The sequence below is a fragment of the Sinomonas susongensis genome (assembly GCF_005877005.1).
In the GTDB taxonomy this organism is placed as follows: domain Bacteria; phylum Actinomycetota; class Actinomycetes; order Actinomycetales; family Micrococcaceae; genus Sinomonas; species Sinomonas susongensis.
This window is the reverse complement of sequence record NZ_SSNH01000002.1, coordinates 304,887-328,537: the sequence shown is the minus strand read 5'-3', so window position 1 is coordinate 328,537 and position 23,651 is coordinate 304,887. Positions and strand designations below refer to the sequence as shown.

The following is a 23,651-nucleotide window of genomic DNA, read 5'->3' as shown; positions in this document are numbered from 1 at the left end:
CCTGAGGACCCCACTGGAATGCCCGCGCACGCCTCATCGTCCGGACTGTCCGTCGTCCTCGCCGGCGGCGGAACCGCAGGTCACATCAGCCCGCTGCTGGCCATCGCGCGGGCGGTCGTCCGTCGTGATCCCTCGGCGAAGATCCTGGCCGTGGGAACCTCGTCGGGCATGGAGACGAGGCTCGTCCCGGCCGCGGGGTTCGAACTTGCGGTCATCGATCGGGTCCCGCTCCCTCGCCGCCCGAGCCTGGACCTGGTCCGCCTGCCCGGCCGCCTCGCCGGCGCGGTGCGACAGTCGGCCGAGATCCTCGAGCGGGCGGACGCCGACGTGCTCGTGGGCGTCGGCGGCTACGTGTGCACCCCCATGTACCTTGCGGCGCGGAGGCGCGGGACGCCGATCGTCATCCACGAGGCCAACACGCGGGCTGGGCTCGCCAACCGGGTCGGTGCCCTCTTCACCGAGCGGGTGGGGAAGGCGTTCCCCGAGACGAAGCTCCGGCACGCGCGTCTCGTGGGGATGCCGATGCGGCGCGAGGTGTCCGGGCTGGAGCGGGAGGCGGCGCGGTCCGAGGCCCGGCTCGCGCTCGGACTCGAGACCGAGCGGCCCACTCTCGTCGTCACCGGCGGTTCCTCAGGAGCCCTGAGCATCAATCGGACGTTGGCGGCTTCCCTGCGGGCGCTCTCGCAGGCCGGCATCCAGACACTCCACATCACGGGCCGCGGGAAGTCGGTACTGTGCGAGGACGGCCAGCCGCTCGCCGCCGAGGGCTACCACCAGGTCGAGTACGTGGACGGCATGGAGCTCGCCTACGCCGCCGCCGACCTGCTGGTGTGCCGTGCAGGCGCCGGGACGGTGTGCGAGGTCGCAGCCGTCGGGGTCCCGGCCGTGTTCGTGCCCCTTCCCATCGGCAACGGAGAACAGGCGCTCAACGCTCGCGGGCTCGTCGAGGCCGGCGGGGCGTTGCTCGTCCGGGATGCCGAGTTCACCCCGGGATGGGTCGAACGCGAGGTGCTCCCGCTCCTGGCCGATTCGCCGAGGCTCAAGGACATGTCGGAGCGAGCGAAAGCCCTCGGGGTCCGCGATGCGGATGATGCGATGGCGGACATGGTGATGGAGGCGTCCCAGGCATGATCGGCCAGAACCAGAACGGCCAGAACCAGACCGGCCAGAACCAGAACGGCCAGAACCAGACCGGCCAGAACCAGCCGGCAACGGCCGGGGTGGGCACCGCCCTCGCGGAACTGGGTCGCGTCCACTTCATAGGCGTCGGTGGGGTGGGCATGTCCGCCGTCGCCCGCGTGATGCTCGCACGGGGTGTTCCGGTCAGCGGCTCGGACGCGAAGGACCTCCCGGTCATGCGCGACCTCTCCGCGCTCGGCGGGCGGATCGCCGTCGGGTACGACGCGGCCAACCTCGGCGATGCCGAGACGGTCGTCGCCGGCTCGGCGATCCGGCCCGACAATCCGGAGCTCGCCCAGGCGCGGGCCCGGGGCCTCGCGGTCCTCCACCGCTCCGAGGCCCTTGCCGCGACGATGGCCGGCAGCCGCGTCCTCGCGGTCGCGGGAACGCACGGCAAGACGACCACGACGTCGATGGCGATGTGGATGCTGCGAGGCGCGGGCCTCGACCCGAGCTTCGCGATCGGCGCCAACGTCCCAGCCCTGGGCGTCAACGCCGCCCATGGGTCCACGGACATCTTCGTGGCCGAAGCCGACGAATCCGACGCGTCGTTCCTGAACTATCGGCCGCTCGTCGAGATCATCACGAACGTCGAAGCCGACCACCTGGACCATTACGGAACGGCGGAGGCCGTCCATGCCGCCTTCGATGAGTTCGCGGGACTCCTGCCGTCCGAGGGCGTCCTCGTGGCGTGCGGCGACGATCCGGGCGCCCGCGGTGTCGCGGGAAGGCGGCGGACGGCCTTGGGAGGGCGTCCGAGGGTCCTCCTGTACGGGACCTCACCGGACGCCGACGTGCGGCTCGTCGCACAGCCCGCCGGTGGGGGATGGGATCTCGAATGGGAGGGCGGCTCGGTTCAGCTTCCCCTCTCCGTTCCCGGGACCCACAACGCGCTCAACGCGGCAGCCGCTTTCGCCGCCGTCGTTGTCGGGCTGGGTGCGGAGCCCGACGCCGCGGCAGCGTCAATCGCCACCTTCAGCGGCGCGGCACGCCGGTTCGAGCTGAAGGGCGAGGCCCGGGGCGTCCGCGTCTACGACGACTACGCCCACCACCCAACGGAGGTGCGCGCCGCACTCGACGCCGCACGCGGGGTTGCGGGGGAGGGGCGCGTGCACGTCCTCTTCCAGCCACACCTGTTCTCGCGCACGAGGGCGTTCGCGCGGCAGTTCGCTGCCGCGCTTTCCGGTGCCGACAGTGTGCGGGTGCTCGACATCTACCCGGCCCGGGAGGACCCGATCCCGGGCGTGACGAGCAGGCTTGTCACCGATGCCCTCCCGGCAGGCTCCTACGCGCCGTCGGCCGCCGACGCGGTCGCCGAGCTCGCTGCGATAGCCGCGCCGGGGGACATCCTGCTCACCGTCGGGGCGGGCGACGTGACCGCCCTAGGGCCAGCCCTGGTCAAGGCATTGGAAGGCTCAGACGGGAGAAGGGACGCGGAACATGGCGCCTAGCCCACGCAAGCCGAGGGTTCCCCGGCTCGGATCGCCGGTTTCTCCCTCCTCGAGGGACGACGACGACGGGGCCTCCTTCGACGGAGCCTCCTTCGACGGGGCCTCCCGCGACGGGGCGCCGACGAGGGGTTCCTCTGAGGACGCGCCCGGAGCCCGTGTCTCGGTGGGCCGCTCTGCGAAGGTCACCGTGCTTCATCCCGCGGGCGGCTTCGAATCGGACGACCGCGAAGCACACGATTTCGAAGCAGGCGACCGCGAAGCAGACGACTTGGGCTCTGACGGCCTCGGAGCAGGCGACGTCGAAGAGGATGACCTCGGAGCCCACGGCGACGTCGCCGACCGCGCTGGCAGCTTCGCCGGGCCCGAGGACCGAGAGCCCAGCCGCCCCTCGCCGCACCGCGTGCGCCTCCTTCGGAGGGCGGCCCCTGACGCGGGCCGGGCAGCGGCTGCAGGTTCGGGCGAGGTGCTCGCCTTCCCAGTTCCCCGCGCCAAGCGCGTCCGACGGCGCGTGATCCTCGCCGTTGTCTCGGTCGTCGCGTTCGTGGCGTGCGTCATGGCGCTCGTCCTCTTCACTCCCGTGCTCGCGGTCCGCACGATCACCGTCCAGGGCACGAAGATGCTGACGCCCGCGCAGGTTCAAGCGGCCCTCGCGCCGCTCGAGGGGAGGCCGCTGCCGCTCGTCGGGCCGTCAGACGTGAGCCGGCTCGTCGCTCCCATCGTCCAGGTGAAGTCCGTCGAGAGCCGGGCAGTCCCACCGAACACGCTCCTCGTCACCGTGGTCGAGCGCGTGCCGGTGGCCCTCGTGAAGCAGACTGACGGGTACTCGGTGGTCGACGGCGACGGCGTGCAGATCGCGACGGCGAAGGATCCGTCCGGCCATCCCCTTCCGGTCATCGACCCCCAGGGCGCGCACATGTCGCACGAAACATTCCTGGCCGTGACCGGGGTGCTCTCCGCGCTTCCCGCGGACGTCCTCGCGCAGCTCGCGACAGCCTCGGCGGGGACCGTGGACTCCGTGCAGCTCAAGCTCTCCAACGGCCAGACCGTCGTCTGGGGCAATACGCAGGACCGCGACCTCAAGGCGAAGGTGCTCGAGGCACTCATGAAGAGCGCCCAGAATCCTCCGCAGGGACAGGCTCCCGTGAGCGTGTTCGACGTGAGCACGCCGTGGCACCCGGTGACACGGTAGGGCGCGACACAATGCGGGCGACACGCTGTCATGGTCGTTGCGCCCACGAATGACGGGAAATACCGTCTTCACCAAGAGCTAGTTGACATAACTATAACCTTCCAGTTGAGGGTTAAGGTTGTGGGATCCAGCCTCTTGCAGAACTAGCAGGCTTTCGAACAAGGGACACTCAACGTGGCAGCACCGCAGAACTACTTGGCCGTCATCAAGGTCGTCGGCATTGGCGGCGGTGGCGTGAACGCAGTCAACCGCATGATCGAAGTCGGTCTGCGAGGGGTGGAATTCATCGCCATCAACACCGACGCCCAGGCGCTGCTCATGAGCGACGCGGACGTCAAGCTCGATGTCGGGCGTGAACTCACCCGTGGTCTCGGCGCGGGCGCCAACCCCGAGGTCGGACGCCAGGCGGCGGAGGACCACGCGGACGAGATCGAGGAGGTCCTGCGAGGGGCCGACATGGTCTTCGTCACCGCCGGCGAGGGCGGCGGAACCGGCACCGGCGGCGCGCCCGTCGTCGCCCGGATCGCACGCTCGCTCGGCGCGCTCACCATCGGCGTCGTCACGCGCCCGTTCACGTTCGAGGGCCGCCGCCGGGCGAGCTCCGCCGAGAACGGCATCGAGGCGCTCCGCGACGAGGTCGACACGCTCATCGTCATCCCCAACGATCGACTGCTCTCCATCAGCGACCGCAACGTCTCCGTCCTCGACGCTTTCCGGTCCGCCGACCAGGTCCTGCTCTCCGGCGTCCAGGGCATCACCGACCTCATCACGACCCCCGGCCTGATCAACCTCGACTTCGCCGACGTCAAGTCGGTCATGCAGGGCGCGGGCTCGGCCCTCATGGGCATCGGCTCCGCCCGCGGCGAGGACAGGGCGGTCAAGGCCGCCGAGCTCGCCATCGCGTCCCCGCTCCTCGAGGCCTCGATCGACGGCGCGCACGGCGTGCTGCTGTCGATCCAGGGCGGCAGCGACCTCGGCCTCTTCGAGATCAACGAGGCGGCCCGGCTCGTGCAGGAGGTCGCGCACCCGGAGGCGAACATCATCTTCGGTGCCGTGATCGACGACGCGCTCGGCGACGAGGCTCGCGTGACGGTCATCGCGGCCGGGTTCGACGACGTGAAGGCCACGTCGCCGTCGCTCGAGGACACCAAGGCCAAGGCGGCGCCTGCCGCGCCCGCCACGCCGCCGTCGTCCGCCCAGCAGCAGGCCCCGACGCGCCCTGTGGCGCAGCCCGCGCAGGGTCATGGCGGCCTCAGCCAGTGGAGCCAGTCCCACACGACGCCGGCGGACTCCGGGTTCGACGTCGAACTGCCCGCCGTGGTCGAGCACGACCTCACCGGTTCGCGCGACGACCTCGACGTGCCCGACTTCCTCAAGTGACCGACGCATCCGGGCAGGGCCCGGAGACTGCCGGAGCAGGCGACCTCTTCTGGTGGCGCCGGGACGTCCGTCCCGGAGTCACTGCCGCGTTCACGCAGGTCGCCGCGGGCAACCTCGCCTTTCACGTCGGCTCGGACGACGACGCGGTCCGGCGTCATCGCGCAGCGCTCGCGGCCGCGGTGGGCGCCGAGCGCGTGCAGTACATGGAGCAGGTGCACGGCTCCGCCACCGTCTGGGCCGAGGAGGGCGGGAACGCTCCAGTGGCAGACGCTCTCCTCTCGGAGGGCGTTCCGGTGGCCGTCATGGTCGCGGACTGCGTGCCGATCCTCCTCGCGGGCCAGCTCGACGACGGCCGACCTGCGCTCGGTGCCGTCCACGCCGGACGTGCGGGGCTCGTCGCCGGCGTCGTCACCGCGGCCGTCGACGCGATTCGGGGCAGGGGAGCGTCAGGCGTCGAGGCCTGGGTTGGCCCGAGCATCTGCGGCCGCTGCTACGAGGTTCCCGCCGCGCTCCGTGACGAGGTGTCGGCGCTCGCTCCAGGCACGGCCTCGACGACCTCGTGGGGCACGCCTGCGCTCGACGTGCCCGCCGGCGTCCTGCGCGAACTCGACGCTCTGGGCGTCCCTTCGCATACCGATGCCATCGCCTGCACGCTCGAGGAGCCGCGACTGTTCTCGCATCGCCGGGCTCCGGGCGAGGGCCGGTTCGTCGGCGTGGTGTGGTCCCATGGGTGACGGCCCGTCCCTGGCCACGGCAGAGCGCCGCGCCGAACTCCGGGCGAATCTGGCCCGGGTACGGGAACGCATCGAGGCGGCGTCGCGTGCCGCGGGGCGCAGCTCGGCCCCTCAGCTCATCGTGGTCACAAAGTTCCATCCGGCGAGCGACGTCCGCGCCCTGGCCGAGCTCGGAGTCACCGAGGTGGGGGAGAACCGCGACCAAGAGGCGTCCGCGAAGGCGGGGGAACTCGCCGACCTCGAGCTCTCGTGGCACTTCATCGGCCAACTCCAGACCAACAAGGCCAAGAGCGTGGTGAGGTACGCCGACACGGTCCATTCGGTGGATCGCCCCGCACTCGCCTCGGCGCTTGCGAAGGCGGCCGCATCCGAGCCGGCGCGCGAAGGCCGCCCCCCGCTCGCCTGCCTCATCCAGGTGAACCTCGACCAGGACGCAGCCTCAGGGCGGGGTGGCGCGCTGCCCGGCGAAATCCCGGGCCTCGCCGACCTCATCGAGTCCTCCCCGGCGCTCCGGCTCGCGGGCATCATGGCGGTGGCGCCCCTCGGCGAGGACCCGGCCCGGGCCTTCGCCCGCCTCGCAGACTGCGCCGCCGGACTGCGAAACAGCCATCCCCATGCGACCATGGTGTCTGCAGGCATGAGCCAGGATCTGGAGCAGGCGATTGCCGCGGGCGCGACACACGTTCGGATCGGTACGGATGTGCTCGGTCCGAGGCCCCGCGTGTTGTAGCGTCGAAGAGTCGGGACCTTCAGGGCCGGGACCCGGTGCATGAGGACCGCGCGGCCCGAGTACAGGAGTCGAGCATGGCCGGAGTTATGCGGAAGACCATGGTTTACCTCGGCCTCGCGGACAGCGATGAGCAGTTCGAGGCTGAGCCCCAGAACGCCCGCACGGAACACGTACATACGGAAGAGGACAAGCCGGTGCACAACGAGCGCGAAGAACGCCGCCAGGCGCTTGCCACCCGTGAGCCGGCTGCTGCCGAGGTAGAGGAGTACCGCGCCCCCGTGACCCCCATCAAGCGCGCCGCGGCAGTCCGTGAGGACTCTGGGCTCCGTCAGATCACGACCGTGCACCCGCGTTCCTACAATGACGCGAAGGTCATCGGCGAGAGCTTCCGTGACGGCATTCCGGTCATCATGAACGTGACAGACATGGGCGAGGCCGATGCCAAGCGCCTCGTGGACTTCTCGGCGGGCCTTGTCTTCGGCCTCCATGGCAGCATCGAGCGCGTCACCAACAAGGTCTTCCTCCTCACGCCCGCGACCATCGAAGTTCTCGGCGAGGACAAGAAGGTCAGCGAGGGCCAGGCCACCTTCTTCAACCAGAGCTGAGTTCTGTGAGCATCCTGTGGGCGGTCGTCTATCTGCTCCTCGAGCTGTTCTTCGTGGCGCTCCTGGGGCGCTTGGTCTATGACTGGGTGCAGTCGTTTGCCCGCTCATGGCGGCCCAAAGGTGCTTCGCTCGTCGCCGCGAGCGCGATCTACTCGGTGACGGATCCCCCGATGAGGTTGTCGCGGCGCCTTCTGCGGCCCGTCCGGATCGGCTCGATGAGTCTCGATCTCGGCTTTATCGTCCTGGCGATTGCCGTCAACATCGCTATGGCAATCGTTAGGAATCTCGCGTAGTTTCATAGCAGAGTCCCGACGCCACGGGGCGGCTCAAGGCCGTGAAGTGGAGCGTGCGGGCGCAAGTCAGTTACGGTAGTCAAGGTGGCGGCAAGCCCCTGACTGACTAGACCAAAGAGGTGAGCAGATGGCTCTGACGCCAGAAGATGTCGTCAACAAGCGTTTCCAGCCGACGAAGTTCCGCGAAGGATACGATCAGGACGAGGTTGATGACTTCCTTGACGAGATCGTCATCGAGCTTCGCCGCCTGAACCAGGAGAACGACGAGCTCCGCAAGAAGGTCGCCGAGCTCACCTCGAAGGGTGGCTCCGCCGTTCCGGCAGAGAAGCCCGCTGCGCAGGAGACGAAGCAGGCTGAGGTTGTGAAGCCGGAGCCGGCTCGCGCCGCAGCGCCGGCCCCTGCCCAGTCGAATGTGAGCCAGACGGCCGAATCGGCTGCCGGTCTCCTCGCGATGGCGCAGCAGATGCACGACAAGCACGTGCAGGACGGCATCGAGCAGCGCGACAAGATCATCGCCGAGGCACAGATCGAGGCCAGCAGCCTCGTGAGCGAGGCCCAGGAGAAGTCCCGCAAGACGCTCGGCGCTCTCGAGCAGCAGCGTTCGGTGCTCGAGCGCAAGGTCGAGCAGCTCCGCGGTTTCGAGCGCGACTACCGCGCACGGCTGAAGGCCTACATCGAGGGCCAGCTCCGCGATCTCGACGCACGCGGCTCCGTCGTGTCGAGCGAGATCCCCGACAACGCCGAGGTCTGAGAACCGAAGTCCAGAGCCGGCGGCCGCGTACTTTGCGGTCGCCGGCTTCGGCATGCCAACGGAAAGCAGTATGGACAATTCCTCCTCGATGACGCCTCCGCGGAATCAGCAGCCCGCACCTGAGCGTCGGCGGGTCGACCGCCGGGTCCTGGGGGTCCTCGCGGCCCTCGCCGTCGTCGCCTACGTGCTCGACCAGACCACGAAGCACTGGGTCACCAGCACGATGGTGGAGGGAGAGCGCATCCCTGTGATTCCGCCGCTCCTGCACTGGTACTACATCCGCAACTCCGGGGCCGCCTTCTCCATCGGGGAGAACGTGACGTGGGTCTTCAGCATCATCATGACCGTCGTCGCGGTCGCGATCGTCCTGTTTGCGCGTCGGGTCCGTTCTTTCGGGTGGGCCGTGGCCCTGGGCCTCGTGCTCGGCGGGGCGCTCGGCAACCTCACCGACCGGCTCTTCCGCGAGCCGTCCTTCGGCATGGGGCACGTCGTGGACTTCATCCAGCTCCCGAACTTCGCCATCTTCAACCTCGCCGATTCGGCGGTCGTCACCGGCGTCGCACTCATCTGCCTCCTGACCCTCCTCGGGATCGGGGCGGACGGCTCACGGCACCGGAGGGACGCAGGGGCGGGCGCAAGGGACACGGGGCCTGCGCGGGGTTCAGAGAGTTCCGCGGGCGACGGCGGGGAGACGCCGCGTGCCTGAGTCCCACACCGTGCCGGAAGAGCTCGCCGGCACGCGGGCCGACGCCGGCCTCTCGGCGCTGTTGGGCGTCTCGCGTTCTGCGGCGGCGCAGCTGCTCGCCGAGGGCCACGTGACCGTGAATGGACACCCTCTGGCCAAGTCGGGACGCCTGTCTGCCGGCGAAGTGATCGAAATCGACGCGCCCGAGAGGCGCGATCCCCTGGAAGTGGTGGTGGAGCACGTGGACGGCCTCGAGATCCTCCTCGACGACGAGGACTTCGTGGTCGTGGACAAGCCGGTGGGTGTGGCTGCGCACCCCTCTCCCGGGTGGGTGGGGCCGACCGTCGTCGGTGGCCTCGCGGCCGACGGATTCCGGATCTCGACCTCCGGGGCTCCTGAGCGGGCGGGCATCGTGCACCGCCTCGACGTGGGAACGTCGGGCGCCATGGTCGTGGCGAAGACGGAGCCTGCCTACACCGCGCTCAAGCGCGCCTTCAAGGAGCGGACGGTGGACAAGGTCTACCACGCGGTCGTGCAGGGACTCCCAGATCCACTCGAGGGGACGATCGACGCCCCGATCGGGCGGCACCCCGGATACGACTGGCGGTTCGCCGTCGTCGAGGACGGGCGCGCCTCCGTGACCCACTACGAGGTGCTCGAGGCGTTCGGGAGGGCGAGTCTCGTCGAGATCCACCTCGAGACGGGGCGGACGCACCAGATCCGCGTCCATTTCTCCGCCCTCCACCACCCTTGCGCCGGGGACCTCACGTACGGCGCCGACCCGAGGCTGGCCGCCGAGCTCGGCCTCACCCGCCAGTGGCTCCATGCGCACCGTCTCGGCTTCGCGCACCCTCGCACGGGGGAGTGGGTGCAGGTCACGAGCCCCTACCCGGCTGACCTGCAGTACGCGGTCGACACGCTGCGTGGCGACCGGCCCTAAGGCGTCGGACGTCGAGCCTAGACTGGAGCAGTGAGTTCCACCGGGTCGTTCGTTCATCTCCACAACCACACCGAGTACTCGATGCTCGACGGGGCCGCGCGCCTCGGTGACCTGTTCAGCCACGCGGAAGAGCTCGGCATGAACGCGGTCGCGACGACCGACCACGGCTTCGTCTTCGGAGCCTTCGACTTCTGGAAGAAGGCGACCGACGCCGGCATCAAGCCCATCATCGGGGTCGAGGCCTACCTCACACCGGGCACTGCGCGTCGGGACAAGACCCGTGTCCGCTGGGGAGACGGCGGCCGCGATGACGTCTCAGGCGCCGGGGCGTACACGCACATGACGATGTGGGCCGAGAACACCCAGGGCATGCACAACCTGTTCCGGATGTCCTCGCTCGCTTCCCTCGAGGGATACCTCTACAAGCCGCGCATGGACCGGGAACTCCTGCAGACCTACGGCAAGGGGCTCATCGCCACCACCGGCTGCCCCTCGGGCGAAGTGCAGACCAAGCTGCGCCTCGGCCTCTACAGGGAAGCCAGGGAGGCCGCCGCAGAGTTCCGCGACATCTTCGGTCAGGAGAACTTCTTCTGCGAGGTCATGGACCACGGCCTGGACATCGAGCGCGGCGTGCAGGCGGATCTCATCAAGCTCGCCAAAGACCTCGGGCTCCCGCTCGTCGCGACGAACGACCTCCACTACACCCACGCCGAGGACGCTTCGAGCCACGCGGCGCTCCTGTGCGTGCAGTCGGGCTCGACACTCGCCGATCCGAAGCGGTTCAAGTTCGATGCCGACGAGTTCTACCTGAAGTCGCCGGCCGAGATGCGAGCGATCTTCAGCGACCACCCCGAGGCCTGCGACAACACGCTGCTCATCGCCGAGCGGTGCAACGTCGAGTTCAACACCAAGGCCAGCTACATGCCGCGCTACCCCTGCCCGGAGGGGGAGAACGAGGAGACGTGGTTCGTCAAGGAGGTCGAGCGGGGCCTCCACTACCGGTTCCCCGAGGGCATTCCGGACGCCGTCCGCAAGCAGGCGGAGTACGAGATCGGGATCATCACCCAGATGGGGTTCCCGGGCTACTTCCTCGTCGTCGCCGACTTCATCAACTGGGCGAAGGACCACGGCATCCGAGTCGGCCCGGGCCGCGGTTCCGGTGCCGGCTCCATGGCTGCCTACGCCATGCGCATCACCGACCTCAACCCGCTCGACCACGGCCTCATCTTCGAGCGCTTCCTCAACCCGGACCGCGTGTCGATGCCTGACTTCGACGTGGACTTCGATGATCGCCGTCGTCCGGAGGTCATCAAGTACGTGACCGAGAAGTACGGGGACGACCGGGTCGCGATGATCGTCACGTACGGCACGATCAAGGCCAAGCAGGCGCTCAAGGACTCCTCGCGTGTGCTCGGGTACCCCTTCTCGGTAGGCGAGCGGCTCACGAAGGCCATGCCGCCCGACGTCATGGGCAAGGGCATGCCGCTCGTCGACATCCACAATCCCGAGGCGAAGCGCTACGGCGAGGCCGAGGAGATGCGCGAACTCCTGCGCTCCGACGCGGACGCTCAGCGCGTCTTCGAGACAGCGCTCGGACTCGAGGGGCTCAAGCGCCAATGGGGCGTGCACGCGGCCGGCGTCATCATGTCGTCGCATCCGCTCATCGACATCGTCCCGATCATGCGCCGCGAGCAGGACGGCCAGATCATCACGCAGTTCGACTACCCGACCTGCGAGGGCCTCGGCCTCATCAAGATGGACTTCCTCGGCCTGAGGAACCTCACGATCATCACGGACGCGCTCGACAACATCAAGCTCAACCGGGGCGAAGAACTCGACCTCGAACGCCTCCCGCTCGACGACGAGGCCTCGTACGACCTGCTCGCCCGTGGCGACACGCTGGGAGTCTTCCAGCTCGATGGCGGCCCCATGCGGTCGCTGCTCAAGCTCATGCGTCCGGACAACTTCGAGGACATCTCCGCCGTCCTGGCGCTGTATCGTCCAGGGCCGATGGGCGCGAACGCGCACACCAACTACGCGCTGCGCAAGAACGGGCTCCAGGAGATCACGCCGATCCACCCCGAGCTCGCGGAGCCGCTCGAAGACATCCTCGGTGGTACCTACGGCCTGATCGTGTATCAGGAGCAGGTCATGGCCATCGCGCAGAAGCTCGCCGGCTACTCGCTCGGCCAGGCAGACATCCTCCGGCGGGCGATGGGCAAGAAGAAGAAGTCCGAGCTGGACAAGCAGTTCGCGGGCTTCTCGGCCGGCATGCGCGATCGCGGCTACTCCGCCGATGCGGTCAAGACCCTCTGGGACATCCTGCTTCCGTTCTCTGACTACGCCTTCAACAAGGCGCACTCGGCGGCCTACGGCGTGGTCTCCTACTGGACCGCCTATCTCAAGGCCCACTATCCGGCCGAATACATGGCGGCGCTCCTGACGTCCGTGGGCGACGACAAGGACAAGTGCGCCATGTACCTCAACGAATGCCGGCGCATGGGCATCACCGTCCTGCCGCCGGACGTCAACGAGTCCGCGCTCAACTTCACCCCGGTCGGAAACGACATCCGGTTCGGCATGGGCGCGATCCGCAACGTGGGTGCGAACGTCGTGCATTCGATGGTCGAGGCCCGCGCGGAGAAGGGGGCTTTCACCGGCTTCAGCGACTTCCTCCAGAAGGTGCCGGCTGTCGTCTGCAACAAGCGCACCATAGAGTCGCTCATCAAGGCCGGAGCCTTCGATTCGCTCGGCCACCCGCGCCGCTCGCTTGCGATGATCCACGAAGAGGCGGTCGACGCCGTCATCGTCCTCAAGCGGAACGAGGCGGCGAACCAGTTCGACCTCTTCAGCGCGTTCGAAGGCGGCGCGGACAGCGAACTCCCGTCCGGGCTCGCAGTCGAGATCCCCGATCTCCCGGAGTGGGAGAAGAAGGACCGGCTCGCGTTCGAGCGCGACATGCTGGGGCTCTATGTCTCGGATCATCCGCTCCAGGGGCTCGAGGGCGTGCTCGAGGGCCACGCGGATCACGCGATCTCCCAGCTCATCTCGGACGAAGGTCCGGCCGACGGTGCCATCGTCACGATTGCGGGCATGATCACCTCGCTCAGCCGCCGTATCGCCAAGGCGAGCGGCAACGCCTATGCCCGCGCCGAGATCGAGGACCTCGGGGCGTCCATGGAAGTCATGTTCTTCGGCCAGGTCTACGGGCCCATCTCGTCGATCCTCGCGGAGGATCTCATCGTCGTGGTCAAGGGCCGCCTCCAGCGGCGGGACGACGGCGCCGTCATGCTGAGCGCCATGGAACTCACCGTCCCCGACCTGAGCCAGGCCGACGGCGGTCCCGTCGTGATCTCGATGCCGACCCACAAGGCCACCGAGCGCGTCGTGACGCGGCTCGGCGAGGTGCTCAAGACGCATCCGGGCCACAGCGAGGTCCAGCTCCGGCTCCACGGGACGCGGAGCATCGAAGTCATGAAACTGGGAGTCCATCTGCGCGTGAATCCGAATCCTGCACTCTTCGGAGACCTCAAGGTCCTCCTCGGCCCCGCGTGCCTCGATGCGTGAGCCCACGATCTGGCCCGGCTGGCCGGTCGTCCTCCGCTGGCTGCTCGCACCCCTCGTTGCAGGCATCGTGCTCGGCGTCGTGTGGTGGCTCGCCGCACCGGGTGGCCGGCTCTACGGCAATGGTTCGGACTATCAGCAGTGGCTCCCTCGCGATCTCGTGTTCGAAGGGCTCGCGGCGCTGGCAGCAATCGTCGTCGTGGTCTTCGTGGTCCGCGCGCACATCCGCTTCGGCTTCGCCGCCCGCTACCTCGCGGCGCTCGTCGGCTCGGGCATCGGGAGCGTCTTCATGTGGCTCACGGGAACCGGCCTCGGTCAGCTGCTCGGTTCGTCGCGCAAGGATCCGAGTGTGGACGGTTCGGCGTTCGGGCTCGACGCGCTCAGCGCGATCGCGCTCTGGCCGGCCATTGTCGCCATTGTCGTCCTCGCGCTCGTGACGGTCCTGTGGAGCCCTCCAGCGCGCCGCTGACCTCTTCGCCACGTAGACTGGGCGCGTGACATCGCCAGCACCCGCCCTCGACTTCCGCACGATCGACCTCAGGGGCAGGAGCCTCGGACTCGCCGAGCTCAGGGCGCTCGTGCCGCGGCTCGAGGCCGAGCAGGGCGCGGCGGTCGAGGATGCGGTCCGCGGGATCATTGCAGACGTCCGCTCTGGCGGATTCGCGGCGCTCTCGATGTTCGCCGAGAAGTTCGACGGCGTCGCGCAGCGCCACCCGCGCGTGCCGGCGGAGGCAATTGCCCGGGCGCTCGAAGCCGTCGATCCGTCCGTGCGCGCCGCCCTCGAGGAGTCGATCCGCAGGGCACGGCTCTTTGCCGAGGCTCAGCGTCCAGTGGACGTGACGGTGCGGCCCGGCGACGGCGCCACTGTGACGCAGCGCTGGGTGCCCGTGCGCCGGGTGGGGCTCTACGTCCCCGGGGGCCTCGCCGTCTACCCGTCCTCCGTCATCATGAACGTCATTCCGGCGCAGGCCGCGGGCGTGGGGTCCATCGCGCTCGCGTCGCCGCCGCAGCGCGACAACGGGGGGCTCCCGAATTCCACCATCCTGGCCGCCGCGGCCCTCCTCGGCATCGACGAGGTCTACGCCATCGGCGGGGCGCAGGCTGTCGTCACGTTCGCCTACGGCATTCCCGCGGGGGAGGACTCCGAGGGGCCGCTGCCCGCGATCGAGCCCGCCGACGTGGTCACCGGGCCCGGGAACATCTTCGTCGCGACGGCGAAGCGCCTCGTCAAGGGCATCGTGGGCATCGACGCTGAGGCGGGCCCGACCGAGATCGCCATCCTCGCCGACTGCAGTGCCAGGCCCGAGCTGGTTGCGGCCGACCTCATCAGCCAGGCCGAGCACGACACCCGCGCGGGCTCGGTCCTCGTCACGGACTCGCCCGAGCTCATCGAAGCCGTCCGCGCCCAGCTCGCCGAACAGGCCGAGGCGACGAAACACCGCGAGCGGGTGCTCACCGCGCTGTCCGGCCGGCAGTCCGGGGCCGTGCTCGTGGACGACGTCGACAAGGGCATCGCCGTGTGCGACGCCTACGCGGCCGAGCACCTCGAGATCATGACCGCGGATGCTGCTTCCGTCGCGAGCCGGATCCGGAATGCGGGGGCGATCTTCGTGGGCGACTACAGCCCCGTGAGCCTCGGCGACTACACGGCGGGGTCCAACCACGTCCTCCCCACGAGCGGGACGGCGGCGTTCTCGTCCGGCCTGAACGTCGCAACGTTCCTCAAGGCGGTCCAGATCATCGACTACAGCGAGGCCGCGCTCGACGCCGTGGCCCGCCACATCAGGAGCCTGTCCGATGCCGAGGACCTCCCGGGGCACGGCGACGCGGTGGACCGGCGTTTCGAGGAACGCGAGTTCGACCCCCGTCCCTAGTATGGGCCACCACTACATATAGTGGTCATCTCCTTTGCGGGGCCTTCTGCGCACCCTAGAATTGAAGGATGTACTGCCCCTTCTGCCGCAATCCCGACTCGCGCGTCGTCGACAGCCGCATCCAAGATGACGGCTCCGCGATCCGTCGGCGGCGGCAGTGCCCCGAATGCGGCAGGCGCTTCACGACTATCGAGACGACGAGCCTGACGGTCATCAAGCGTTCGGGAGTCGGTGAGCCCTTCAGCCGCTCGAAGGTCATCAACGGCGTTCGGAAGGCCTGCCAGGGCAGGCCCGTGACCGAAGACGACCTCGCGATGCTCGCCCAGGAGGTCGAGGAGACGGTGCGGGGGAGTGGCGCCGCCGAAATCCAGGCCCATGAGGTCGGCCTGGCCATCCTCGGACCGCTCCGCAAGCTGGACCACGTCGCCTACCTGCGGTTCGCGAGCGTCTACCAGTCGTTCGACTCCCTCGAGGATTTCGAGGCGGCGATTGAGCTCCTCCGCTCGGAACAGGGGGCCGCGCAGGACGAGCCGGTCAGCGCGGACTGACCCGTCCTGCCGCGGCTCATTTCCTGAGCTTGTGGTGGATCGCAACCTGGAGCGCGGCGCCTACGATCCCGGCCTCGTTCTTGAGCTCGGCCGGGATGATCGGGGTGCGCAGCTTGAGCCGCGGGAGGTACTCGTCAGCCCGCTTCGAGATGCCGCCGCCCACGATGAACAGTTCGGGCGAGAACAGGAACTCGACGTGGGAGAAGTAGCGCTGGAGGCGGACGCTGTAGTCCTCCCAGCCGATGCCGTCCCGCTCGCGGGCGACGGCGGACGCCTTGCTCTCGGCGTCGAAGCCGTCGATCTCGAGATGGCCGAGCTCGGCGTTGGGTACGAGCCTGCCGTCGAAGACGAAGGCTGAGCCGATGCCGGTCCCCAGCGTGATGACGAGGACCGTGCCGTCGACTCCCTTGCCCGCCCCGTAGCGGGCCTCGGCGAGGCCGGCGGCGTCGGCGTCGTTGATGACCTCGACGGGGCGCCCCAGCCGCTCGCTGAAGAACCTGTCGATCTCGAAGTCGATCCAGGACTTGTCGACGTTCGCCGCGGAGTGCGCCACCCCGTGCTGGATGATCCCGGGGAAGGTCACGCCGACCGGGGCGTCGTCGGTCGGCGCGCCGTCGCGTGCTGAGAGCTCCTCGACGACGCGGGCGACGATCTCCGCCACTGGCTCGGGCGCCGCCGGCTGTGGCGTGTCGAACCGCACGCGGTCGCCGACGAGCTTCCCCTTCTTGAGATCGACGATGCCGCCCTTGATCCCTGTGCCGCCGATGTCGACACCGATGAGGTGGGTGGACTTCTTCTTGTCGTCTTTGGACATGCGTTGCGCCTCTCGCGGTTCGGGGAGGGGTTCGTGGGGTGGGGCAGGTGCAGTTGGGCAGAAGGCGGAGCCGGCTAAGGGAGGGTCAGGACCTCGGCGCCCGTCTCCGTGACCACCAGGGTGTGCTCGAACTGGGCGGTCCGCCGCCGGTCGCGCGTGACGACGGTCCAGCCGTCGTCCCACATCTCCCACTGGATGGTGCCGAGGGTGAGCATCGGCTCGATCGTGAAGACCATCCCGGGCTCCATCACCCGGCTGTAGGCCGGCGCGGCGTCGTAGTGGGGGATGATCAGCCCGGAGTGGAAGGCCTCGCCCACTCCATGGCCGGTGAAGTCGCGCACGACTCCGTAGCCGAACCGTTTGGCGTACGACTCGATCGCGCGGCCGATCACGTTGATCTCGCGTCCGGGGGCGACGGCCTTGATCGCCCTGCGCAGGCACTCCTGCGTCCGCTCGACGAGAAGCCTCGACTCGTCGTCGACGTCTCCCACGAGGAAGGTGTAGTTGGTGTCGCCGTGGACACCGTCCTTGTAGGCCGTGATGTCGATGTTGATGATGTCACCGTCGGCGAGGACCGTCGTATCCGGGATGCCATGGCAGATGACCTCGTTGAGCGAGGTGCAGAGCGACTTGGGGAAGCCGCGGTAGCCGAGGGTCGAGGGATAGGCGCCATGGGCGACGAGGAACTCGTGGCCGATCCGGTCGAGCTCGTCCGTTGTCACGCCCGGGCGAATGTGCTGGCCGACCTCGACGGTGGCCTGGGCTGCGATCCTTCCCGCGGCGTGGATCCGTGCGATCTGCTCCGGCGAGTACACGTCGTTCCCCTGGTATTGCTCCGGGCCGTCCTTGCCGATGTACTCCGGCCGGGGGATAGACCCTGGAACGGCACGGAGGGGCGAGACGGTCCCTGGCACGAGGCCGCCCACAGGTGCCGTGGTTGACGGTGAAGGCATAGGCTGAGTGTACTCGTGACGGAAGGGAGGGCGAGCGGCATGACACAGTATTGGTACAACGTCCGCACCCATCAGGTCGAAGAGGACGCGATGAGCGATTGGACCCAGCTACTCGGGCCCTACGAGACCCGGGATGAGGCCGAGCACGCGCTCGAGAAGGTCAAGGAGCGCAACCGTTCGTGGGACCCCGACGACGCCAACGGCGACGGCTGGTCTGACCGGGACTGAGTCGCGGTCCGCGTCAGAAGGCGGTCCTCGTCAGAAGCTGTGCTCCGGGCCCGGGAACGTGCCGGAGCGGACCTCGTCGCCGTAGCGCCGGGCCGCGTCGAGGAGCGTGCCGCGCAGGTCCGCGTACTGCTTGACGAACTTCGCGATCCTCGTGCCCTCGCCGCCCCGCAGGCCGGCCATGTCCTGCCACACGAGCACCTGGCCGGTCGTCGAGGCCCCGGCGCCGATGCCGATGGTAGGGACGCTCACAGCGGCGTCCACTGCAGCCGCAGTCTCCGCCGGAACCATCTCCATGAGCACGCAGAACGCGCCTGCGGCCTCGAGGGCCTTCGCGTCCTCGACGAGGCGCGCGGCGTCGTCGCCCCTTCCCTGGACCCGGTAGCCGCCGAGGGCATGCTCGCTCTGCGGGGTGAACCCGATGTGGGCCATGACGGGGATGCCGGCCTGGACCATGGCCCGCACGGTGTCGGCGTAGAAGGCCCCGCCCTCCATCTTGACCGCGTGCGCGAGCCCTTCCTTGAGGAAGCGAACGCCCGTCTCGACGCCTTGGGCCGGTGACATCTCGTAGCTGCCGAAGGGCAGGTCGGCGACGACGAGGGCGCGCCGCGCCGAGCGGGCGACGGCGCGGCTGAGGGGGAGGAGCTCGTCGACCGTGACTGGCAGGCTCGTCTCGTACCCGAAGACATTGTTCGCGGCCGAGTCCCCGATGAGGAGGACCTCGATGCCGGCCTCGTCGAAGATCTGCGCCGCGTACTGGTCGTAGGCGGTGAGCATCGCGAAATGCTCGCCGCGCTCCTTCGCCGCGGCGAGGTGATGGATGCGCACCCGGCCCGTGGGACGGCCTCCGGAGGGGGCGCCGGAGACCGGTCGGGGTCCCGTTCCGTAGGGCGCGGGGGACTCGTCAGAAGTGGTGGGGGCCATACGGACGAGAGTAGTCCAAGCTGAGTAGAGTGGGGGAAGCGCTCAGGCCCGTTACCGTAAGGGAGACTTCCCCCCATGAACCGTCAGCAGGAATTCGTGCTCCGGACCATTGAGGAGCGCGACGTCCGCTTCGTTCGCCTGTGGTTCACCGACGTCGTCGGCTCCCTCAAATCAGTGGCCCTGGCCCCTGCCGAGGTCGAGGGCGCGTTCGAGGAAGGGCTCGGCTTCGACGGTTCCTCGATCGAGGGCCTTGCGCGCGTCTCCGAGTCGGACATGCTGCTCCAGCCCGATCCCTCGACCTTCCAGATCCTGCCGTGGCGCGGCGAGACGGAGCCGACGTCGCGCATGTTCTGCGACATCCTCACGCCCGACGGCGAGCCGTCCCCCGCAGATCCCCGCAACGTCCTCAAGCGGACCCTCGCCAAGGCCGCAGAGATGGGCTTCACGTGCTACACACACCCCGAGATCGAGTTCTACCTCCTCGAGTCTGATCAGCTCGGTCCAGACGGCGCGCCCATCCCCATCGACAAGGGCGGCTATTTCGACCATGTGCCCGGCGGCGTCGCGCAGGACTTCCGCCGGACCGTCGTGAACATGCTCGAATCGGTCGGGATCTCTGTCGAGTTCAGCCACCACGAGGGTGGTCCGGGCCAGAACGAGATCGACCTCCGCTACGCCGACGCCCTCCAGACTGCGGACAACATCATGACGTTCCGCACGGTCGTCAAGGAGGTGGCCATCCAGCAGGGTGCCTATGCGACGTTCATGCCGAAGCCGTTCACGGCGTTCCCGGGGAGCGGCATGCACACCCACTTCTCGCTCTTCGAGGGGGATTCGAACGCGTTCCACGAACCGGGCGCGGAGTTCCAGCTCTCGAAGACTGCACGCCATTTCATCGCTGGCCTCCTACGCCACGCGAACGAGTTCACCGCGGTGACCAACCAGTTCGTGAACTCGTACAAGCGCCTCTGGGGCGGCGGGGAAGCGCCCAGCTACCTGAGCTGGGGCCACAACAACCGGTCCGCACTCGTCCGGGTCCCGCTCTACAAGCCGGGCAAGGGCCAGTCGGCGCGGGTCGAGTACCGCGGGATCGATTCCGCCACCAATCCCTACCTTTCCTACTCCGTCCTCCTGGGAGCAGGTCTCAAGGGCATCGAGGAGGAGTACGAGCTGCCGGCCGCGGCGGAGGACGACATCTCGTCGCTCACCTCCGCAGAGCGGCGGGTCCTGGGCCATTCGCCGCTCCCCGCGAGCCTCTACGACGCGATCGGCACGATGGAGGATTCGGAGCTCATGGCCGAGATCCTCGGCGAGCAGGTCTTCGAGTACTTCCTGCGCAACAAGCGGCAGGAGTGGAGCGAGTACCGCCTCGAGGTCACTCCCTACGAGCTGCACCGCAACCTCGGCATCCTCTAGCCAGCCATGGCGCCAAGCCTCACCCGCCGGCTCATTGCCCTCGGTTCCTCCGATCCGGACCGCGCCGAGCGCTTCCTCGCGGCGCGTGAGCTCGACGGCATCGACGAGGAGGTGCTGCTCGAGGGCCTCGCGGTCGCACCCGACCCGGACGGGGCCCTCGTCGTCCTCGTGCGGCTCCTCGAGAAGGTGCCGAGTCTGCGGGAGACGGTCGACGCGGGCCTCTCGCGCTCAGAGCCCCTGTTCCGGCTCCTCGGCGCGTCCGAGGCGCTCGGCGAATTCCTGATCCGTCACCCCGAACACCTCGATGTCTTCGAGGCCGCCCCTTCTGCGGAACCGCAGGGGGCCGACCCGGTGGCGCTTCGGGCCTCGCTGCTGCGTTCCGTCGGCGCCGACCCGTCGTCTGCCCGCCCGCTCGCAAGCAGGACTGGGGCAGACGCGTGGGAAGCGCTGCGGATTCGCTACCGCCGGCATCTGTGCGAACTGGCGATCCGGGATCTCACGGCCGCATCGCCGGCCGACTTCCTCCCCGTCGCGGCTGCCGAGCTCGCGGACCTGGCGGCCGCAGCGCTCGAGGCGGGGCTCGCCGTCGCCCGCGCCGAGGCCGCGGCGACGTTCGGCGCGGAGGCGGTCGACGCCGTCGCCCTCGCCGTCATCGGGATGGGCAAGTGCGGCGCGCGTGAGCTCAACTACATCTCCGATGTCGATGTGGTCTACGTGGTCGACGCCGACGAGGACTCGGGCCTGGACGGCTCGACTGTCCTGGGCATCGGCACCGCGCTCGCGACCGGCCTCTCCCGGGCGGTGTCGGGGACGGCCCGAGAGCCGGGCCTGTGGCAGGTCGACGCGAACCTCCGCCCCGAGGGCAAGGACGGTCCCCTCGTCAGGACCCTCGGATCGCATCTCGCCTACTACGACCGGTGGGCCGAGAGCTGGGAATTCCAGGCCCTCCTCAAGGCTCGCTGCATTGCGGGCGACCCGGAACTGGGCCGCAAGTACGAGCAGGCGGTCGGGCCGCTCGTGTGGGCTTCGGCCGGTCGCGACGGGTTCGTCGACTCCGTCCAGGCGATGCGCCGGCGCGTCACAGAGCATATTCCGCCGGCCGAGGCCGACCGGCAGATCAAGCTCGGTGCCGGGGGGCTGCGCGACGTCGAATTCACTGTGCAGCTCCTCCAGCTCGTCCATGGCCGGGCGGACGAGTCGCTGCGTGTCCGGGACACGACGTCGGCCATCGCGGCGCTTGCCGAGGGCGGCTACATCGGGCGCAGCGCGGCCGCGGAGTTCGACGCCTCGTACCGCTGGCTGCGTCTCCTCGAACACCGGATCCAGCTCTCCCAGCTGCGCCGGACCCATCTCATGCCCGTGAGGGAGGACGCCCTCCGCGCGCTCGCCCGGGCCGTGCAGGGCGTCATGGAGACGGGGAAGGCCTCGCCCGAGGCCCTTCTCGAGAAGTGGCATCGGACCAAGCGGAGCGTCCGCGAGCTGCACGAGCGGATCTTCTACCGGCCTCTGCTCAACACGGTCGCGAACCTGAGCCCCGAGGAGGCGAAGCTCTCTCCCGAGGCCGCGCAGGGCCGCCTCGCCGCACTCGGGTACAGGGATCCGCAGGGAGCGATGCGGCACATCGAGGCGCTCACCGCGGGCGTGAGCCGACGGGCGTCCCTGCAGCGCCAGCTCCTGCCGGTCCTGCTCGACTGGCTTGCGCAGGGCGTCGACCCCGACGCCGGCCTGCTTGCGTTCCGCCGCGTCAGCGAGGCCCTCGGCACGACCCACTGGTACCTCGGCATGCTCAGGGATTCCGCGGCGGCGGCCGAGCGCCTGTGCCACGTCCTCGCCAATTCGCGGCTTATAGCGGACCTGCTCGAAGTCTCGCCCGAATCCGTCGCGTGGCTGGGCCAGGAGAAGGAGCTCGCTCCCGTGCCCCTCGACGCGCAGTGGCAGGAGATCCAGTCCAAGATCTCTCGTCACGAGGACCCGAGCGCGCGCATGCGGCTCGTCCGCCTCATCCGGCGCCGCGAGATCCTGCGCACGGCAATCGCGGACAGCGCCGGCCTGCTGGACCAGGATGCAGTCGGGAACGCCCTCGCCGACGCCGATCAGGCAGCGGTCCTCGGGGCCCTCCGCGTTGCCGAGGATCAGGCGGCTGCCCGGGGGCCGCTCCTGACCCGCGTGCTCGTCGTCGCGATGGGCCGGCAAGGCGGACGCGAGATCGGCTATGGGTCCGATGCAGATGTCATGTATGTGCACCGCCCCCTGCCCGATGCCGATCCCGCCGAGGCCCAGAGGCAGGCGAAGGAAATCGTGACGAGCATGTCGGGGCTCCTCACTCAGCCGCTTCGGCCTGCCGTGCTCGCCGAGCGGGTCCTCCAGCTCGACGCCGACCTCCGGCCCGAGGGCAAGGCCGGCCCGCTCGTGCGCTCCCTGGACTCCTTCGCGGAGTACTACCGCAGGTGGGCGCTCGTCTGGGAATGGCAGGCGCTCCTGCGCGCGCGCCCCATGGCGGGCGACGACGAGCTGGCCGCCGACTTCATGCGGCTCGCCGACAGCGTCCGGTACCCGGAGCGGCTTTCGCCCGCGGACCTCACCGAGATCCGGCGCATCAAGGCCCGAGTGGAGGCGGAGCGGCTTCCCCGCGGGGCCGATCCCGGCCGCCACCTCAAGCTCGGCCGCGGCGGCCTCAGCGACGTCGAATGGCTCGTGCAGTCCATCCAGCTCCAGCACGCGGCACGGCACCCCGAACTGCGGACCACCTCGACTCTCGGGGGCCTGCACGCCGCGGCCGAACTCGGCTTCCTGATGGAGCGGGAGGCATCGCTGCTCGCCGAGACCTGGCGCCTGGCCAGCCGGATCCGCAGCGCGAATGTGGTCTGGACGGGCCGCGCCTCGGACATGCTGCCCTCGTCGCGACGCGACCTCGAGGCCGTCGCACGGTGGTGCGGATACTCGCCCGGGCACGCGAGCGCACTCGAGCAGCAGTATCTCCAGCTCACGCGGCGCACGCGCCACGTGTTCGAGGAGAGGTTCTATTCCCTGAGCCAGTGACGGACGCGGTACGACCAAGGAGGTCAGGAATGGCAGAGCTGATCAACATTGCTGCGGCGGCAGAGCTCGAGCTGGACCGTGCGAGGGTGAGCCCGCACGGGCGCAGCGCCCGTGCGCTTCTGCACGACGGGCGGCTCCGGCACACGCTCATCGCCCTCCTCGGGGATCAGGCCCTCGGCGACCACCCCAAACCCGAGGCAGCGACGCTCCACGTCCTCTCGGGTGCGGTCCTCGTCCGCGCCGACGAGGGGGAGACGAGGGTCGAGGAGGGGCAGCTCGTGGCGCTCCCCGGGCCGCGGCACGACGTCGTCGCACTGGACGAGGCCGTGGTGATCCTCTCGACGATCGCAGGCTGAC

At 69.2% G+C, this 23,651-nt stretch carries 22 protein-coding genes; 19 read left to right on the top strand and 3 right to left on the bottom strand.

The annotated features are described in order from the left end of the window. Window positions 1-18 precede the first annotated feature (18 nt). The 15 genes from murG to nrdR all read left to right on the top strand — a co-directional run bounded on the left by murG (window position 19) and on the right by nrdR (window position 15,923). Window positions 19-1,131: an undecaprenyldiphospho-muramoylpentapeptide beta-N-acetylglucosaminyltransferase gene (murG, locus tag E6A21_RS04660; protein ID WP_138442956.1), complete on the top strand. Its 1,113-nt coding sequence runs from the start codon at window positions 19-21 to the stop codon at window positions 1,129-1,131. Beyond that, window positions 1,128-2,630, top strand: coding sequence for a UDP-N-acetylmuramate--L-alanine ligase (gene murC, locus E6A21_RS04655; RefSeq protein ID WP_138442955.1), 1,503 nt, complete (start codon window positions 1,128-1,130; stop codon window positions 2,628-2,630). Before murG ends, murC begins: the two co-directional genes overlap by 4 nt. After that, window positions 2,620-3,819: a cell division protein FtsQ/DivIB gene (locus tag E6A21_RS04650; RefSeq protein WP_138442954.1), complete on the top strand. Its 1,200-nt coding sequence runs from the start codon at window positions 2,620-2,622 to the stop codon at window positions 3,817-3,819. The genes murC and E6A21_RS04650 overlap by 11 nt, the downstream gene beginning before the upstream one ends. Window positions 3,820-3,993: 174 nt before the next feature. Next, a complete protein-coding gene (gene ftsZ / locus E6A21_RS04645; RefSeq protein ID WP_138442953.1) occupies window positions 3,994-5,199 on the top strand; it encodes a cell division protein FtsZ in 1,206 nt (401 codons plus the stop codon). Next, window positions 5,196-5,933, top strand: coding sequence for a purine nucleoside phosphorylase YfiH/LACC1 family protein (locus E6A21_RS04640; protein ID WP_138442952.1), 738 nt, complete (start codon window positions 5,196-5,198; stop codon window positions 5,931-5,933). Before ftsZ ends, E6A21_RS04640 begins: the two co-directional genes overlap by 4 nt. Next, a complete protein-coding gene (locus tag E6A21_RS04635) occupies window positions 5,926-6,663 on the top strand; it encodes a YggS family pyridoxal phosphate-dependent enzyme (RefSeq protein ID WP_138442951.1) in 738 nt (245 codons plus the stop codon). Before E6A21_RS04640 ends, E6A21_RS04635 begins: the two co-directional genes overlap by 8 nt. A gap of 74 nt (window positions 6,664-6,737) precedes the next feature. Then, the gene (locus tag E6A21_RS04630) at window positions 6,738-7,268 is read left to right on the top strand and encodes a cell division protein SepF (RefSeq protein WP_138442950.1); all 531 of its coding nucleotides are present in this window, start codon (window positions 6,738-6,740) and stop codon (window positions 7,266-7,268) included. 5 nt (window positions 7,269-7,273) lie between these two features. Next, window positions 7,274-7,561 (top strand): YggT family protein, encoded by a 288-nt coding sequence (locus E6A21_RS04625; protein WP_138442949.1) that lies wholly within the window; start codon window positions 7,274-7,276, stop codon window positions 7,559-7,561. A 127-nt stretch (window positions 7,562-7,688) separates the two neighbouring features. Then, complete coding sequence (locus E6A21_RS04620) at window positions 7,689-8,312, top strand: DivIVA domain-containing protein (protein ID WP_138442948.1); 624 nt, start codon at window positions 7,689-7,691, stop codon at window positions 8,310-8,312. Window positions 8,313-8,382: 70 nt separating this feature from the next. Then, the gene (gene lspA, locus E6A21_RS04615; RefSeq protein WP_246036195.1) at window positions 8,383-9,018 is read left to right on the top strand and encodes a signal peptidase II; all 636 of its coding nucleotides are present in this window, start codon (window positions 8,383-8,385) and stop codon (window positions 9,016-9,018) included. Then, window positions 9,011-9,937, top strand: a complete 927-nt coding sequence (locus E6A21_RS04610; RefSeq protein WP_138442947.1) for an RluA family pseudouridine synthase — start codon at window positions 9,011-9,013, stop codon at window positions 9,935-9,937. Before lspA ends, E6A21_RS04610 begins: the two co-directional genes overlap by 8 nt. A gap of 30 nt (window positions 9,938-9,967) precedes the next feature. Further along, a complete protein-coding gene (gene dnaE / locus E6A21_RS04605; protein WP_138442946.1) occupies window positions 9,968-13,504 on the top strand; it encodes a DNA polymerase III subunit alpha in 3,537 nt (1,178 codons plus the stop codon). Continuing rightward, a complete protein-coding gene (locus E6A21_RS04600) occupies window positions 13,497-13,970 on the top strand; it encodes a hypothetical protein (RefSeq protein ID WP_138442945.1) in 474 nt (157 codons plus the stop codon). Before dnaE ends, E6A21_RS04600 begins: the two co-directional genes overlap by 8 nt. Window positions 13,971-13,995: 25 nt before the next feature. Beyond that, on the top strand, window positions 13,996-15,375 hold the full coding sequence (gene hisD / locus E6A21_RS04595) for a histidinol dehydrogenase (RefSeq protein ID WP_138442944.1): 1,380 nt from the start codon (window positions 13,996-13,998) through the stop codon (window positions 15,373-15,375). A 68-nt stretch (window positions 15,376-15,443) separates the two neighbouring features. Then, window positions 15,444-15,923 (top strand): transcriptional regulator NrdR, encoded by a 480-nt coding sequence (gene nrdR, locus E6A21_RS04590; RefSeq protein WP_138442943.1) that lies wholly within the window; start codon window positions 15,444-15,446, stop codon window positions 15,921-15,923. Between the two features lie 16 nt (window positions 15,924-15,939). On the opposite strand, the gene ppgK is transcribed toward nrdR, so the two are convergent. Next, the gene (ppgK, locus tag E6A21_RS04585) at window positions 15,940-16,737 is read right to left on the bottom strand and encodes a polyphosphate--glucose phosphotransferase (RefSeq protein ID WP_138442942.1); all 798 of its coding nucleotides are present in this window, start codon (window positions 16,735-16,737) and stop codon (window positions 15,940-15,942) included. A gap of 74 nt (window positions 16,738-16,811) precedes the next feature. Beyond that, entirely contained in the window at window positions 16,812-17,690 is an 879-nt protein-coding gene (map, locus tag E6A21_RS04580) for a type I methionyl aminopeptidase (RefSeq protein WP_138442941.1), read from the bottom strand. Between the two features lie 39 nt (window positions 17,691-17,729). Between map and E6A21_RS04575 the strand changes: the two genes are divergently transcribed. Continuing rightward, window positions 17,730-17,918 (top strand): SPOR domain-containing protein, encoded by a 189-nt coding sequence (locus E6A21_RS04575; protein WP_138442940.1) that lies wholly within the window; start codon window positions 17,730-17,732, stop codon window positions 17,916-17,918. Window positions 17,919-17,948: 30 nt separating this feature from the next. Here E6A21_RS04575 and panB read toward each other — a convergent pair whose 3' ends face one another. After that, entirely contained in the window at window positions 17,949-18,839 is an 891-nt protein-coding gene (gene panB, locus E6A21_RS04570) for a 3-methyl-2-oxobutanoate hydroxymethyltransferase (protein ID WP_138442939.1), read from the bottom strand. Window positions 18,840-18,914: 75 nt separating this feature from the next. Between panB and E6A21_RS04565 the strand changes: the two genes are divergently transcribed. Genes E6A21_RS04565 through E6A21_RS04555 form a run of 3 tightly spaced genes read left to right on the top strand, consistent with a single transcriptional unit; the run spans window position 18,915 to window position 23,650 of the window. After that, entirely contained in the window at window positions 18,915-20,255 is a 1,341-nt protein-coding gene (locus E6A21_RS04565) for a glutamine synthetase family protein (RefSeq protein WP_138442938.1), read from the top strand. Window positions 20,256-20,261: 6 nt separating this feature from the next. After that, window positions 20,262-23,294, top strand: a complete 3,033-nt coding sequence (locus E6A21_RS04560; RefSeq protein WP_138442937.1) for a bifunctional [glutamine synthetase] adenylyltransferase/[glutamine synthetase]-adenylyl-L-tyrosine phosphorylase — start codon at window positions 20,262-20,264, stop codon at window positions 23,292-23,294. Window positions 23,295-23,323: 29 nt separating this feature from the next. Beyond that, entirely contained in the window at window positions 23,324-23,650 is a 327-nt protein-coding gene (locus E6A21_RS04555; protein ID WP_138442936.1) for a cupin domain-containing protein, read from the top strand. The last annotated feature ends 1 nt before the right edge of the window (window position 23,651 follow it).